We start from the raw sequence: 13,474 nt of genomic DNA, 5'->3' as shown, positions 1-13,474 counted from the left end.
GTAACCCCCGGTATAGAGTGATTTGTCGCGCCTAATTTGCGCACTGGAAAAAATTGTTCCGATCGCGACTGGTGTAGAGCTGTGCGAATCGGGCATTTGCCAAAGGCAGGAGGGAAACGGGGAGGAAGAAGGAAGAGGAAAGAGGCGTCGGACGTACCCATGCGGCACACGCTGCTGTAAGACAGACTCCGATAACGCAACCTGTTGCAAACGGCTTGACCGGCCGTCATCCTGCTCATCCAAACCTATCATCTACAGCGTTGCGAGCGCGCACACTTTTGATGGCTGTACCGAGAAAACTCCGACCAGCGCCGCAATGCATGGAGAAGATCCATTGCCTTTTTACAAATGTTGGCAGAATTTTATTTGCTGGTTATCAATAAGTACAGCGCTTTTGTGCAAGAACGACAATGATTTTCATCCCCCCTATCCACGTCGAAATATTTGTGCTCCGAATACTTTCTGCAGGAGCGTTTCGTTGCTTTTCACACTCAGCGAGGCGTTTTTCTTGTTTTAATGCAAATACGCGAGCTACAATCCGCGCGTCATTGCGAGTAAGGGCTGCATGTCCCAAACAAGGAGACCGTCATGAAAAAGTCGTCATGGAAGACCGCAATGTCAGCCTGCGCGGCGGTGTTGTTCCTCTTTGCCGGCAGTGTCCATGCATTGAACAAATGCACCGATGCGGATGGCCGCGTGTCGTACAGCGACCAGCCCTGCGCAGCATCTTCCCAATCCGCTTCACTCGGGATCAGCCACTCTCCGGCACATAACGACAGCAATGCCAGTTCTTTCCTCACCAGCAACATGAAAATCCTGTACGGCTGCGACCGGGGAAAGAAAGACGCTTGCTTCGAAAAGGAGATGCTCGACAAGCGCTGCCTGCTTCAACGAAAGCAAGGCAGCGGCGAGCCCCTGTCCGATTGCCGGGCCTATGAAGCCGATCGCGCAAAGTTCCGGGAATGGCTCCATGCATGCAGGACGAAGAACCATGCGCAAGCCTGCCTGCCCCTGGACTGCATCGAAGGCAGGCAAGGCGCATGCGAGCAATGGCAGCAGGCACAGCAAGCGAACCGGCAAAGCCACGACGAGTTTCTCGCCAAGGCACGCAGCCAAGGCCTGCCTTCGGGCAAAGGATGGACGATGACGCAGGCGTGGCGAGCCGCCGGCGACGGCAGCCAGTCATCCATCGTGACCTGCCAGTCGGGCACATCGGTGGCATTGCACCGAAAGCCGCCGCAGACCCAACGCATCCTGACCGGGCTGACTGGCGATGCCTACTTCACCACGGTGGAAGACGCCGCCATGAAAGCCTGCACGGGAAATTGACAGAGCGGCCACGCTCATGCATAGGGCGCCTTGAAAACTGAACAGCCGAGGAGACTGGAATGAACAAAATGGCGGGCACTGCGATGCTGATGGTAACGGCCTTGATCGCCTCGTGCGATGCCATGGCCCAACCCGCAGGCCGCTATACGTTGGTGGAGGACGGATATGCGGTAGTCGACCGCAAGACGGGGCTGGTGTGGAAGCGCTGCCAGGAAGGAAAGCAATGGGATGGACGCTTCTGCAAAGGCATAGGCAAGGAGCTGGGCTGGGAAGATGCGCGGCGGGCATCGAGTGACGCGTGGCGCCTGCCCTCCGTCAGCGAGCTGAAGAGCCTGACGGGTCCCGCAAACTACGACGGCGCCACCATCGATGGGGCCGCCTTCCCGGACACCGATCCCGGACTCTTCTGGTCAGCCTCTCCCAGTGACAACGATCCGGCCGCAGCATGGACCGTCGATTTCGAAAAAGGCGTCGCCTTTGGTTATACGAAACGCAGCTACAAGAGTCTCTTGCGGCTGGTGCGCGACACGCGGTCGCCGGAATTGCGCCAGGACGCACCAGCCGTCATCACGATCCCGGCAAGGGTGCGATTCGTCCTCGCGGACAATGGCAGCACCGTCATCGACAACAGGACCGGGCTGACCTGGAAGCGCTGTCAGGAAGGAAAACAATGGAGCGGCATGGACTGCGAGGGCGCGGGCCGCAAAATGAACTGGCATGACGCAACGCGCGCAGGGGCAGGCGGGTGGCGAGCGCCGCAGGTCGGCGAGCTGAAAAGCCTCCTTGAATTCCGCAGGGCCGACTACGAGAAGATCGACCCGCGTATTTTTCCCGGCACCGAACCAGGCGCTTTCTGGTCCACTTCGCCCAGCGACACCAATCCCGGCGCGGCCTGGACCGTCGACTTCGGCAAAGGCTACAGTTTCGGCAATGAACCGCGTTACACACTTGCCTACCTGCGGCTGGTCCGCACTGGTCCTTGAATGAGAAAACAAATCATGCACAAACTGATCACCGCCCTGCTCTTGTCCACCGCCCTGGTTCTCGGCGGATGTTCGCGCCACCATGGCGACCTGGAACGCGGCATGACTGCCTATCGCAACGGCGACTATGCAGCCGCAGTCAAGGAATTGAAGCCGCTGGCCGAAGACGGCAATCCGCAGGCGCAATTCCAGCTCGCACGGATGCATGCTGAAGGCCAGGGGCTGCCACACGATGATATGCAGATGGCGAAGTGGATGCGCAAGTCGGCAGAACAGGGATATGTGGAAGCGCAATACCATCTGGCGGAACTGTATGCACGGGGCTTCGGCGTGCGTGAGAATCCGGCGCAGGCGCTGCAATGGTTCATCAAGGCCGCCGACCAGGGACATGCGCGGGCGCAGTTCAATGCGGGCGAGATGTATGCATCTGGCGGCCCGGGAGTGAAGAAGGACGTGGTGGCTGCCTACGCTCTCTACAGCCTCTCCGCCAAGGGGGGCGATGCCTCTTTAGGAAATTCCGGCGAGTTGGCGCTGGATATTCTCTCGCGGAAAATGTCGCGGGAAGAAGTTGAAGCCGCGAAGGCGCTCGCAAACCAGATGACTACCGCTGGAAACGCCCCTTCAAAAGTACTTGCCCAGCGATAGGGCCTGTTCAGACAACTTGTTAATTGCCGTGGCGGTACCAAAACTATAAGCACTCATGCACGCAAGGAGTAGTCATGCAACTGAGTGCCACACAAATTCAGCAGATCGGGAATTTGCTGCCGCGCCAGGCCGGCGACGAAGTGCTGCGCCAGCTTGGCTCCATCCTCACCAACAGTGTGCGTGCCTCCGATGTCGCGTGCCGTTTCGGCGGCGAAGAGTTCCTTGTCCTGTTGCCCGCCACTGGAAGACCCGGTCAGCTGTCCTGACGGCGCTGTACCGTGCGAAGGAAGAGAGACGCAACCGCGTGGTTGTGTCGGACGATGCATGCACGCCTGCCGGTGGAAACATGCTTGCTGCATGAGACAGGTTGCGCAAGCGCGCATTACTGTCCCCTCACCTTCCGAATACTGAGAATGTTTTCTTGTCTTTCGGAATGTGACTTATCAAAGAACAAGTCGCGGTGCTGCAAGTGGTGAATGGCAGGTAACAGGGACAATCGCGCAAAAAGCCGCGCGTAAACCAGAAAGGGCGCCAGATCTTTCAATCTGGCGCCCTGTATATGGCGCGGCCGGCAGGAATCGAACCCACGACCCCTTGGTTCGTAGCCAAGTACTCTATCCAGCTGAGCTACGGCCGCGAAAGACAAAATTATAGCACCAGTTTATTTATTTTTGGAAGCCCTTTTCTGCGATGAGTTTGCGATGAGTCTGATTCCCTCGTTTACTGGATTTCAGGCATCCCTTTCTCCGCGCCTGCCCTTCCCTCCATCTTTGAGAAAAATTCCATTACTGCGCCCCCGGGTTTTGCAGGAATTTTGTTGAGAGCACTTAATATCTTAAGGAGCAAGGCAGCGCCCCATGCGATGCGGATGCGGGATGACGAAACATCAACTGCCCCAATACTCGACGTACCTCGCCGCACCTCGTCGCACCTCGTCACACGACATGCGCCCGATATTTCAACGCGGCGGCATGGGAATTGCTTGTAAGAATTCTTCTGGAAACGTATAACGAGTATTTCTTAATGCGCTGTATAAGGACGCGCCAGTGGTGATGATCAGAAAGACAAGGATAGAAAGCGCAGCATGACACAAGCAGAATGGCTGCCCATCATCCTGCAGGGTTCGTTCAGCGAGATCTACGTCCTGGATTGCGCCACGCTGCGCTTCGTGCAGACCAACCAGGCCGCGCGAAAGAACCTGCAATACACCGCCGGCGAGCTGGCCAACCTCACGCCGCTGGATATCGCCCCAACCATCTCGCGCGAGGTACTGGAGAACGTCCTGCTGCCGCTACGCTGCGGTCGCGCGAGGCGCGCGTCGATGGAGACCGTCCACACACGCAAGGACGGCTCGACCTATCCGATCGAGCTGCGCCTGTTCTGCCACCAGTCCGATACCGCGCCTGTCTACATTGCCATCGGCAACGACATCAGCGCCCGCCAGACGTCCGCGAAGGAACTGCGCGCCAGCGAAGCCCGCTTGCGCGCGATCGTCTCCAACACGCCGGGACTGTTCTTCCAGCTGCAGCAAAAACCGGACGGCAGCACCTCCTTCCCCTATCTGAGCGAAGGCTGCCAGGCACTGCTGGGGATCAGCGCGGAAAAGCTGCTCGCGACCCCTAACCTGCTGCTGGAGCTGATCCTGCCCGAAGACCGGCAATCCTATCGCGATGCAATGCAGACCTCCGCCCGCGAGATGAAGGAATGGAACTGGGAAGGCCGCATCCGCATCGAGAAGTGGAAAGACATCAAGTGGATCAACCTGCGTTCCACCCCGCGTGCGCTGCCCGGCGGCGGCGTGCAGTGGGACGGCATCATGACCAACATCACGCAGAGCAAGCTGGAAGAAGCCGAGATCAAGCGCTCGCGCGCCCAGCTCGCGGAGCTGTCCGCCCACGTCGAGACGGTCAAGGAAAAGGAACGCACCCGCATCGCGCGCGAGATTCATGACGACCTCGGCGGCAATCTCACGGCGATCAAGATGGCCATGGCGCTGATGAAAAAGCGCCTTCCACCGGAAGACACCGCCCTTGCCGAAAGGGCAAGCTATGTCGTGTCGCTCGTCGACCGGACCATCGAAGCGGTGCATCGCATTTCCGGCGATCTGCGTCCCAGCATTCTCGATTTCGGGATTGTGGCGGCCATCGATTGGCAAGCCCGGGAATTTGAAAAGCAACTCGGCATCCCGTGCGAGTTCACCACCAACGACAAAGAAGTCGAGCTCGGCCCTGATCAAGCCACCGCCATGTTCCGCATTTTTCAGGAAGCGCTCACCAATATCGGCAAGCATGCCAATGCCAGCCGGGTATCGGTGCACCTCGAACGCAATACCGACAACGTGCGCCTGCAGATCATCGACAACGGGCGCGGCATCGAATCGACCGACCGCCTGAAGCCGAAGTCATTCGGTATCCGCGGCATGGTGGAGCGCGCCAGCGCGCTCGGCGGAAAGCTATCGGTCAGTAACGCCGAAGGCGGCGGCACGGAAGTCACGCTGAAGATTCCGATATCGAAGCCGCAAACGAACAACTAATGAATAGCTAATGAACAGCTAATAAGTAGCGACCACGCAGCAAACAAGTAGCAACAAGAAAGCAACATCATGACAGCCAATGAATCAATAAGAATACTGATCGCAGATGACCACGCGATCGTACGGGAAGGCCTGAAGCAGATCCTCGCCGACACCAAGGACATCGTCGTCGCCGGCGATGCCGAGAACGGCAACGACGCCATCAAGCTCGCGCGTGGCACCGAAGCCGATGTCCTGCTGCTGGATATCTCGATGCCGGACAAGAGCGGCATCGAAGTGCTCAAGCAGATCAAGAAGGAAACGCCGAAACTCGCGGTGCTCGTGCTGTCCATGCATCGCGAAGACCAGTACGCCATCCGCTCGCTCAAGGCAGGCGCCGCCGGCTACCTCAACAAGCAGAGTGCGCCATCCGAGCTGGTCGACGCCATCCGCCTGGTCGCCTCCGGCCGCAAGTACATCAGCCCGGCGCTGGCGCAGGAACTGGCCAACCACGTCGGCGACGAAAACCGCGAAGTGCCGCCGCATGAAACCCTGTCGGACCGCGAGTACCAGACGCTGGTGATGATCGCCTCCGGCAAGACCGTCAGCGACATCGCTGCCGAACTGACGCTGTCGGTCAAGACGATCAGCATGTATCGCTCGCGCCTGTTGCAAAAGATGAAACTGCGGCACAACGCCGAGCTGACGCACTACGCGATCAAGAACAACCTGGTCGATTAACTTCTGCCAGCCGGTGTTGGGAAATCGGCACAACCATTTCCCGACACCACCGGCGCCGCGCCGCATGCGGCTTCAATCGCGCAAAATGGCAATAGTTTCAAGCCCTGATCCGCCCATTGACGCGATTCCGGGGCAATTACTATTGCCGGAATCAATCGCAAGCCGCCATGCAAGAACAACTCAAACCGGGACCAATGAGCCCCGCTGACATCGCGCGCGAGGCCTTTCGCCGCCTCGCGGTGCGTCGCATCGCCCCGACGCCGGACGCCTACCGCGAGATCTACGAAGAGATTGCCGGAAAAAGCACGCAGGGCAACCAGGGCAGCGCCGAACAGGTGCTGGCTGACTTTGCTAACGCCCTGTCGAATGCCGCAAGCGCCCCTGACGCCGTCCGCCGCCGCGCTGCCGAGTTCAAGCGCGCCGCCGACAAGCGCGACTGGCAGGAATACAGCCGCCAGCTTGCTGCGCTGGTGGAAGCGCACCTCGCCAGACAGGAAGAGCCCGCCGCAGCAGCAGCCTTAGCAGCAGCTCCAAACACAACGCCCGCCGCCACCGAGCCAGCAGACAAGAAACCGGCCGCATCCATCCCGCTCGTCGACGACATCCCCGCGCCTGCGGCAAAACCGCGCTCGATTTCCCTCGTCGATGATGACGAGGACACAGCCGCCCGCCAGAAACCGGTGCGCGGCCCCGCCGCCTCGCCCGCTGTTGCCGAAACGCGCAAGATGCAGCTCATGCGCGACCTGCTCACGCGCACGCTGACGCTCGCCGTCGGATCATTGCTGCGCGGCGTGCCTGCACTGGCAGAGGAAGCGGAAGCACTGGCTGCGTCGATCAAGGAAGCCGCGACCGAGCAGGAGCTCAACAACATCAGCACCCGCCTGAAACAGCTGTGCTTCAAGATCGAGCTGAAAGCAGACGACCTGACACAAGAGCGCGAGCTGCTGCTGCGCCTGTTCAAACTGCTGCTCGATAACGTCGGCGAACTGCTCGAAGACGACTCCTGGCTGAGCGGCCAGGTCGCCGCCGTGCAGAATGTACTGAACGGCCCGATCAATCCGCTCGCCTTGCAGGACGCCACGCGCAGCCTCAAGGAAGTGATCTACAAGCAGAGCGCGCTCAAGTACAGCCTCGCGGAAGCCAAGGCGACGGTGAAGACGATGATGATGACCTTCATCGACCGCCTCGGCGCCATCGCCAGCAGCACCGGCAACTACCACGAGAAGATCGACAAGTATTCGCAAAAGATCAGCAATGCCAAGGAGATTGTCGAACTCAACGCCATCCTCCAGGACGTCATGCACGACACCAAGGTCGCGCAAACCGAAGCACTGCGCTCCCGCGACGACATGGTCGCCGCGCGCACGCAAGTGCAGGAAGCCGAAGCCCGCATCCAGGAACTGGAAACCAAGCTCGAACAGCTAAGCGAACTGGTGCGCGAAGACACACTGACCGGCAGCCTCAACCGGCGCGGCCTGGAAGACGTGTTCGAACGCGAGCTCGCCCGCTGCGAGCGGCGCAATTCCCCGCTGTGCATCTCCATGCTTGATCTGGACGACTTCAAGCGTCTGAACGACACCTACGGCCATGCCGCCGGTGACGAGGCACTGATCCACCTCGTGCGCGTCATCAAGGACACCCTGCGCACGCTGGACGTGATCGCCCGCTTCGGCGGCGAGGAATTCCTGATCGTTCTGCCCGACACCACGCTGGACGATGCAGTCAAGACCATCACCCGCGTCCAGCGCGAACTGACCAAGCAGATCTTCATGTATAACCAGCAACGCCTGCTGATCACCTTCAGCGCCGGCGTCGCGCTGCGCCAGCCCGGTGAAGACTCGACGGCGCTAATCAAGCGTGCGGACGAAGCCTTGTACGCGGCGAAGAAGGCGGGGAAGAACCGGGTCATCGCTGCCGTCTGACGCGGCATGCTCTATCGCCTCGCTTTACTTGAAAGAGCGAATCAAGGCGACGGCATTAGGCGCCCTACTCCTTCCCCTTCAAGGGCACCCGGCGTTGGGGGAAGGCTGGGATGGGGATGGGTTGATGCTGCACGAAAATTCCCCGTTCCTCTCCTGAGCTCCACGGAGCCAAACGCCCGTGAACGATGGGAACCTTATAGCAACCCTGTCTTTGAAGTTGCTGACATAACAACAACGCCAACTGACAGTCCGGCACAAGACGCGCTATAACGGCGCGTTTTCTGTTTTCTTTAGGGCTTCTTCTTTTTTTTGTTCGTATTGTGTGTGGAGCCCTCCCCGCTTGACGGCTTGTTTTCACGGCATGAAGCCCTCGCGCGCCATCTATTCCCGTTACAAGCAGAAACACACAACTCGTCACAACTCGTTGATTTGAAGAAACTTTTCTGCCGCAGCAGGAGAGGACAGTACGTGGCGTTCTCACACAAGGCCATGGCGCCACTTGCCAAAGAATAAAGACCACCCGCCACGCAAATAGTTTTTTTGCGCGCCCACCATTAAAGAATTTTTCCTACCCGTCGAAGAAGCAGGTGTCTGGCGCAGGATCAGGCAGGACTGAAAAAAGAGAAAGCGAAATAAGCCCTAAAGTTTTTTCAGACCCGTCCGATAACCCTAACAACAGCGGTTCAACAGCCCAAACATCCTGGGGTGAACCGAGGTTGAAAGACCTAGCCGGTACGAATCGGACCCCAGTCAAACAGGAGAAATATCATGGCTGCAGTTATCAATACCAACATCTCGTCGCTCAACGCACAGCGCAACCTGACCACGTCGCAAAGCGCACTGTCGACCTCCATCCAGCGCCTGTCTTCCGGCCTGCGCATCAATAGCGCCAAGGACGACGCCGCCGGCCTCGCGATTTCCGAGCGCATGACCACCCAGATCCGCGGCCTGAACCAGGCGGCCCGCAACGCCAACGACGGCATCTCGCTGGCGCAAACCGCTGAAGGCGCGCTGGGCGAAATCGGCAACAACCTTCAGCGCATCCGCGAACTGGCCGTACAGTCGCGCAATGCCACGAACTCGACTGAAGACCGTGCAAAGCTGCAGAAGGAAGTCGATCAACTGAAGTCGGAGATCGACCGTGTCGCCAACGACACCTCCTTCAACGGTATCAAACTGCTTGATGGTAGCTTCACGTCTCAGGCATTCCAAGTTGGCGCTAACCAGGGGCAGACGATCTCGATCACGGGTATCGCTGACGCGAACAAGGATGCACTCGGCAACTGGACTGACATTGCCAGAGTAGCTGCCACTGCGGGCCCGGACGGTGGCGCCACCGCTGCCACCAAGGCAATGGGGGCATTCACTGCTTCTGCAGGTGGCGACGGCACAAGTACGTTCACTGGCACTTTCACGGCCGGGACCGACACCTTGGCTGTCGACGTTACCGGCCCCGTCAGTGCCACCACCCTTGCAGCTGCTTATGTAGCTGAAGGCTTTGCTGCAGATGGCACTGGAACTGTCAACGGGTTCAGCTTGAACTTGGGTGCTGCGACAACAATCGAAGGAGCGATAACTGCTGGTAGTTTGACCGTCAGCCGTGCCGACGGCACCAACTTTACCTATGCAGAAACTGAGGGCGGCACTGCATACGGTACGAGCGGTGGCTTTAACGCAGCTCCGGCCGGTGCCACGGCCAACGGTGCGGCCGCCAGTTTTACTGCTCTTACAGGCAGCGCATTCACCATCAACAATGTCAATATCGAGGTGGACGCCGCAGCTGATGCCGAGACCCGCTTGACCGACCTCGCCAAGGCGATCAACGCCTCGACCGCTGGTGTAACAGCCACAATCGAAGACGGCGCATTGAAACTGAGCTCCAAGGACAACACTAAAGACTTGGTTATTGGCGGCACCAGTGCTGCAACCGTGCTTGACCAAACTGGCTTAGCGACGGGCACCACGGCCCGTGAAGATGTGACTGGATTCGATGCAATCGACATTTCCACAGTTGATGGCGCTGATTCCGCCATCCTGGCAATGGACGCAGCCTTGGACGCAGTCAATAACGCCCGCGCAGACCTCGGTGCAGTACAGAACCGCTTCACCTCGGTCGTCGCCAACCTGCAAACCACGTCGGAAAACCTGTCCGCCTCACGCAGCCGGATTCAGGACACTGACTTCGCAGCAGAAACGGCTTCGCTGACCCGCGGCCAGATCCTGCAGCAAGCCGGTACCGCGATGCTGGCACAGGCCAACTCGTTGCCAAACAACGTGCTGTCCCTGCTCCGCGGCTAATCCAGGCCCGCAGACGCAAAAAACCCGGCCGGCGTTACGGCCGGGTTTTTCAACTTGAAGGGAGGCCATCATGGCAATACCATCTATCAATACGTCGGTCAGCATCGGCATGGAAAGCCTGCAAAAAGGCTCCGTCGCCGCCGAAACGCCCGTCGCCGCCCGCCCTGCCGCCGCCCCGGCAGAAGCCGTCACCAGCGTCCAGCAACCGGGCACCGTGCCCAACATGCGGGAACTGGACCACGCGCTCGACAACATCAACAAGATTGTGCAGATCCAGTCACCCGGCCTGGAATTCTCGATCGACCCGGACAGCAACCGGACCATCGTCAAGGTGATCGACAGGCAGACGCAGGAAGTGCTGCGCCAGATTCCATCCGAAGAAGCTCTGAAGATCTCGAAGTCACTGGACCAGCTGACCGGCCTGCTGATTCGCCAGAAAGCGTAGACCGTAGCACCCGGCGACACCTGAACAGAAAGGGAAATCGCCTTCTAAAGTCAGCTTTGGCCCTGCCGTTAACAGGTTACATTGTGTTTTTCCACAGGAGACTTGTGTGGCCACATCCGCAGTCGGTTCTGCTTTAGACGTCAACAGCATCGTCAGCCAACTGATGCAGATTGAACAACAACCGTTGACCAGTCTGAGTAAGAAGGAATCCAGCATCAAGGCCAAGTTGTCGGCGATCGGCAACCTGAAGTCTGCCCTGTCGACCTTCCAGACGGCGGTGCGCGGCCTGTCCGATATCAGCAAATTCCAGGCAGTCAAGGCGACCGTGGCGGACAGTGCGATTGCCAGCGTTTCCGGCAGCGGCAGTGCAGTGCCAGGCACCTACTCGCTGGAAGTGAGCAAACTGGCGCAGGCGCAGAAACTGGCCTCGGCCGGCCAAGCCAGTGCGAGCACTGCGATTGGCACCGGCACGATTACCTTTGATTTCGGCACCATCAAGACCGGTACTCTTGACCCTGCCACTGGCAAATATTCCGGCGGCAGTTTCGAGAGCAATGGCACTGGGGTCAAGACCGTCAAGATCGACAGCGCCAACAACTCGCTGTCCGGCATCCGGGATGCGATCAACAGCGCCGGCATCGGCGTGACCGCCTCCATCGTCAATGACGGCGGCACCTCGCCCTATCGACTGGTGCTGACACAGCAAAGCACCGGCAAGACGCAGAGCATGAAGATTTCCGTGTCCGAAGACGGAGACGCAGCACTCAAGAGCCTGCTCAACCACGATCCAGCCGGCACGCAGGGCCTCTCGGAAACCATGACCGCACAGAATGCGGAATTCAAGGTTGACGGACTGTCCATTTCCAAGACAACCAACACTGTCAACGATGTCATCCCCGGCGTCACGCTGACGCTGAACAAGACCAATGCCGGCAGCACGACAAACATCTCGGTCGCGCGGGACACGGCGGCGGTGACGGCATCCATCAACCAGTTCGTCACCGCCTACAACCAGATCAACAAGACCCTGACCGGTCTGTCGTCCTATAACGCCGAGACAAAGCAGGCTTCTGTCCTGACCGGCGATGCGACGGTGCGCACGATCCAGACGCAGATTCGCGGTCTGTTAAGTGCGCCTGTTGCCGGTGGCGGTGCCTTTTCGGTGTTGAGCCAGGTTGGTGTGAGCATCCAGAAGGACGGCACGCTGGCGGTAGACAATAGCAAGCTGGAAAAGGCGATCAACAGCAATTTCGGCGATATCGCCAGCCTGTTTGCCGCCGCCGGCAAGGCCACGGACAGCTTGGTGTCCTATGTCAGCGCAACTGACAAGACGGTGCCGGGGAAGTACGACGTCAATGTCACGCAGCCTGCAACGCAGGGACAAATGATTGGCCAGATCGTCGCCCCACTGACCGTCGACGGCAGCAACGACTCGCTGGAGGTGAAGCTGGACGGCACGACCGTCACGATCAAGCTCAACCACGGAACAAGCATCAATGCGGATACGCTGGCTGCGGATATACAAGCCAAGATCAATGGCGCGACGGAATTCGTCAGCGCCGGATCGTCGGTGACGGTTACCAATAACGCTGGCGCACTGACACTGGTATCCGCACGCTATGGCTCTGCGTCGAACATCAGCCTTACTGGCAGCATTGTCACCGTGGCCCCGGCGGACGTGACGGACGGGAAGGACATCGTCGGCACCATCAACGGTGTGGCGGCACGGGGCTCAGGGCAGTTCCTGACCGGTGCCGACGGCGATGCTTCGGAAGGACTGAAACTGCAGATAACCGGCACTGCAATCGGCAGCCGGGGCAGCGTCGGTTATTCGAAAGGCTATGCGTATCAATTCGACAAGCTGCTGGATACAATGCTCGCCAGCGAGGGCGCAATCTCGGCCCGCACCGACGGTTATAACGAATCTCTCAAGAACCTTGGCAAGGAGCGAGAACGGCTGAACGACCGGCTGGAACAGATAGAAAAACGCTACCGTGCGCAGTACACCGCACTGGACGTCATGCTTTCGAATATGTCCCAGACCAGCAACTACCTGTCGCAGCAGCTCGCCAGCCTGTCGCAGAACGGATAAAGGGGAAATCAATGTTTGGATCAACACGTAGCGGCGTCAACGCCTATGCTGCCGTCGGTGTCGAGACCGGCGTCACGGCCGCAAGCCCGCACAAGCTGGTCGTCATGCTGTATGAAGGCGCCATGGCCGCCATCGTTTCGGCACGCCAGTCCATGGTGGCCGGCGACGTCGCGGCGAAGGGCGCTGCCATTTCCAAGGCCATCTCGATCATCGACAACGGCCTGCGCGCCAGCCTCGACAAGAAGGTCGGTGGCGAGGTCGCATTGAATCTCGATGCACTGTATGAATACATGAGCAACCGGCTGCTGATTGCCAACCTGAAGAACCAGCCGCAGGTGCTGGACGAGGTCTATCAGCTGATCAAGGGGCTGAAGGATGCATGGGAGTCGATCGCTCCCGACTCTGCCACGGCAGCCGCCGCACAACAGCCGGCACCGGCGGCACCCAGAATGCCAGCGTACGACCCGCTCGCGCCGCAAGCCAAATCCAGTTTATTGAAGGCCTGAT

The 13,474-nt window shown here is 59.2% G+C and carries 11 protein-coding genes and 1 tRNA gene; 11 read left to right on the top strand and 1 reads right to left on the bottom strand.

The features are described 5' to 3' along the window. The first annotated feature begins 588 nt into the window (after positions 1 to 588). Genes ACYVIA_RS00715 through ACYVIA_RS00700 form a run of 4 tightly spaced genes read left to right on the top strand, consistent with a single transcriptional unit; the run spans position 589 to position 3,223 of the window. Positions 589 to 1,329 (top strand): DUF4124 domain-containing protein, encoded by a 741-nt coding sequence (locus tag ACYVIA_RS00715; RefSeq protein ID WP_460836920.1) that lies wholly within the window; start codon positions 589 to 591, stop codon positions 1,327 to 1,329. A gap of 59 nt (positions 1,330 to 1,388) precedes the next feature. Continuing rightward, positions 1,389 to 2,312 (top strand): Lcl C-terminal domain-containing protein, encoded by a 924-nt coding sequence (locus tag ACYVIA_RS00710; protein WP_460836918.1) that lies wholly within the window; start codon positions 1,389 to 1,391, stop codon positions 2,310 to 2,312. 15 nt (positions 2,313 to 2,327) lie between these two features. Beyond that, complete coding sequence (locus ACYVIA_RS00705) at positions 2,328 to 2,957, top strand: tetratricopeptide repeat protein (protein ID WP_460836916.1); 630 nt, start codon at positions 2,328 to 2,330, stop codon at positions 2,955 to 2,957. 23 nt (positions 2,958 to 2,980) lie between these two features. Next, positions 2,981 to 3,223: a diguanylate cyclase gene (locus ACYVIA_RS00700; protein ID WP_460836914.1), complete on the top strand. Its 243-nt coding sequence runs from the start codon at positions 2,981 to 2,983 to the stop codon at positions 3,221 to 3,223. A 294-nt stretch (positions 3,224 to 3,517) separates the two neighbouring features. On the opposite strand, the gene ACYVIA_RS00695 is transcribed toward ACYVIA_RS00700, so the two are convergent. Beyond that, positions 3,518 to 3,594, bottom strand: a tRNA-Arg gene (locus ACYVIA_RS00695). A 447-nt stretch (positions 3,595 to 4,041) separates the two neighbouring features. Between ACYVIA_RS00695 and ACYVIA_RS00690 the strand changes: the two genes are divergently transcribed. The 7 genes from ACYVIA_RS00690 to fliS all read left to right on the top strand — a co-directional run bounded on the left by ACYVIA_RS00690 (position 4,042) and on the right by fliS (position 13,473). Then, positions 4,042 to 5,490 carry a PAS domain-containing sensor histidine kinase gene (locus ACYVIA_RS00690; RefSeq protein ID WP_460836913.1) on the top strand — a complete coding sequence of 483 codons (1,449 nt, stop codon included), beginning with the start codon at positions 4,042 to 4,044 and terminating at the stop codon, positions 5,488 to 5,490. 69 nt (positions 5,491 to 5,559) lie between these two features. Further along, positions 5,560 to 6,210 carry a response regulator gene (locus ACYVIA_RS00685; RefSeq protein WP_460836912.1) on the top strand — a complete coding sequence of 217 codons (651 nt, stop codon included), beginning with the start codon at positions 5,560 to 5,562 and terminating at the stop codon, positions 6,208 to 6,210. Positions 6,211 to 6,377: 167 nt separating this feature from the next. Then, positions 6,378 to 8,132, top strand: a complete 1,755-nt coding sequence (locus tag ACYVIA_RS00680; RefSeq protein WP_460836910.1) for a GGDEF domain-containing protein — start codon at positions 6,378 to 6,380, stop codon at positions 8,130 to 8,132. A 768-nt stretch (positions 8,133 to 8,900) separates the two neighbouring features. After that, positions 8,901 to 10,430, top strand: a complete 1,530-nt coding sequence (locus tag ACYVIA_RS00675) for a flagellin (protein ID WP_460836908.1) — start codon at positions 8,901 to 8,903, stop codon at positions 10,428 to 10,430. Between the two features lie 70 nt (positions 10,431 to 10,500). Further along, a complete protein-coding gene (locus tag ACYVIA_RS00670; protein ID WP_460836906.1) occupies positions 10,501 to 10,875 on the top strand; it encodes a flagellar protein FlaG in 375 nt (124 codons plus the stop codon). Between the two features lie 106 nt (positions 10,876 to 10,981). Continuing rightward, the gene (fliD, locus tag ACYVIA_RS00665; protein WP_460836905.1) at positions 10,982 to 12,967 is read left to right on the top strand and encodes a flagellar filament capping protein FliD; all 1,986 of its coding nucleotides are present in this window, start codon (positions 10,982 to 10,984) and stop codon (positions 12,965 to 12,967) included. Between the two features lie 11 nt (positions 12,968 to 12,978). Next, entirely contained in the window at positions 12,979 to 13,473 is a 495-nt protein-coding gene (gene fliS / locus ACYVIA_RS00660; RefSeq protein WP_460836904.1) for a flagellar export chaperone FliS, read from the top strand. The last annotated feature ends 1 nt before the right edge of the window (position 13,474 follow it).

The organism is Noviherbaspirillum agri (assembly GCF_054780595.1).
Note: the sequence above shows the minus strand (reverse complement) of the source record. Positions and strands in the feature narration are given on the sequence as shown.

What these genes read in the sequence shown, in the direction of transcription:
- ACYVIA_RS00670 (WP_460836906.1), top strand. Translation starts at nt 10,501, where the DNA reads ATGGCAATACCATCTATCAATACGTCGGTCAGCATCGGCATGGAAAGC.
- ACYVIA_RS00675 (WP_460836908.1), top strand. Translation starts at nt 8,901, where the DNA reads ATGGCTGCAGTTATCAATACCAACATCTCGTCGCTCAACGCACAGCGC.
- ACYVIA_RS00710 (WP_460836918.1), top strand. Translation starts at nt 1,389, where the DNA reads ATGAACAAAATGGCGGGCACTGCGATGCTGATGGTAACGGCCTTGATC.
- ACYVIA_RS00715 (WP_460836920.1), top strand. Translation starts at nt 589, where the DNA reads ATGAAAAAGTCGTCATGGAAGACCGCAATGTCAGCCTGCGCGGCGGTG.
- ACYVIA_RS00685 (WP_460836912.1), top strand. Translation starts at nt 5,560, where the DNA reads ATGACAGCCAATGAATCAATAAGAATACTGATCGCAGATGACCACGCG.
- ACYVIA_RS00680 (WP_460836910.1), top strand. Translation starts at nt 6,378, where the DNA reads ATGCAAGAACAACTCAAACCGGGACCAATGAGCCCCGCTGACATCGCG.
- ACYVIA_RS00705 (WP_460836916.1), top strand. Translation starts at nt 2,328, where the DNA reads ATGCACAAACTGATCACCGCCCTGCTCTTGTCCACCGCCCTGGTTCTC.
- fliS (WP_460836904.1), top strand. Translation starts at nt 12,979, where the DNA reads ATGTTTGGATCAACACGTAGCGGCGTCAACGCCTATGCTGCCGTCGGT.
- ACYVIA_RS00690 (WP_460836913.1), top strand. Translation starts at nt 4,042, where the DNA reads ATGACACAAGCAGAATGGCTGCCCATCATCCTGCAGGGTTCGTTCAGC.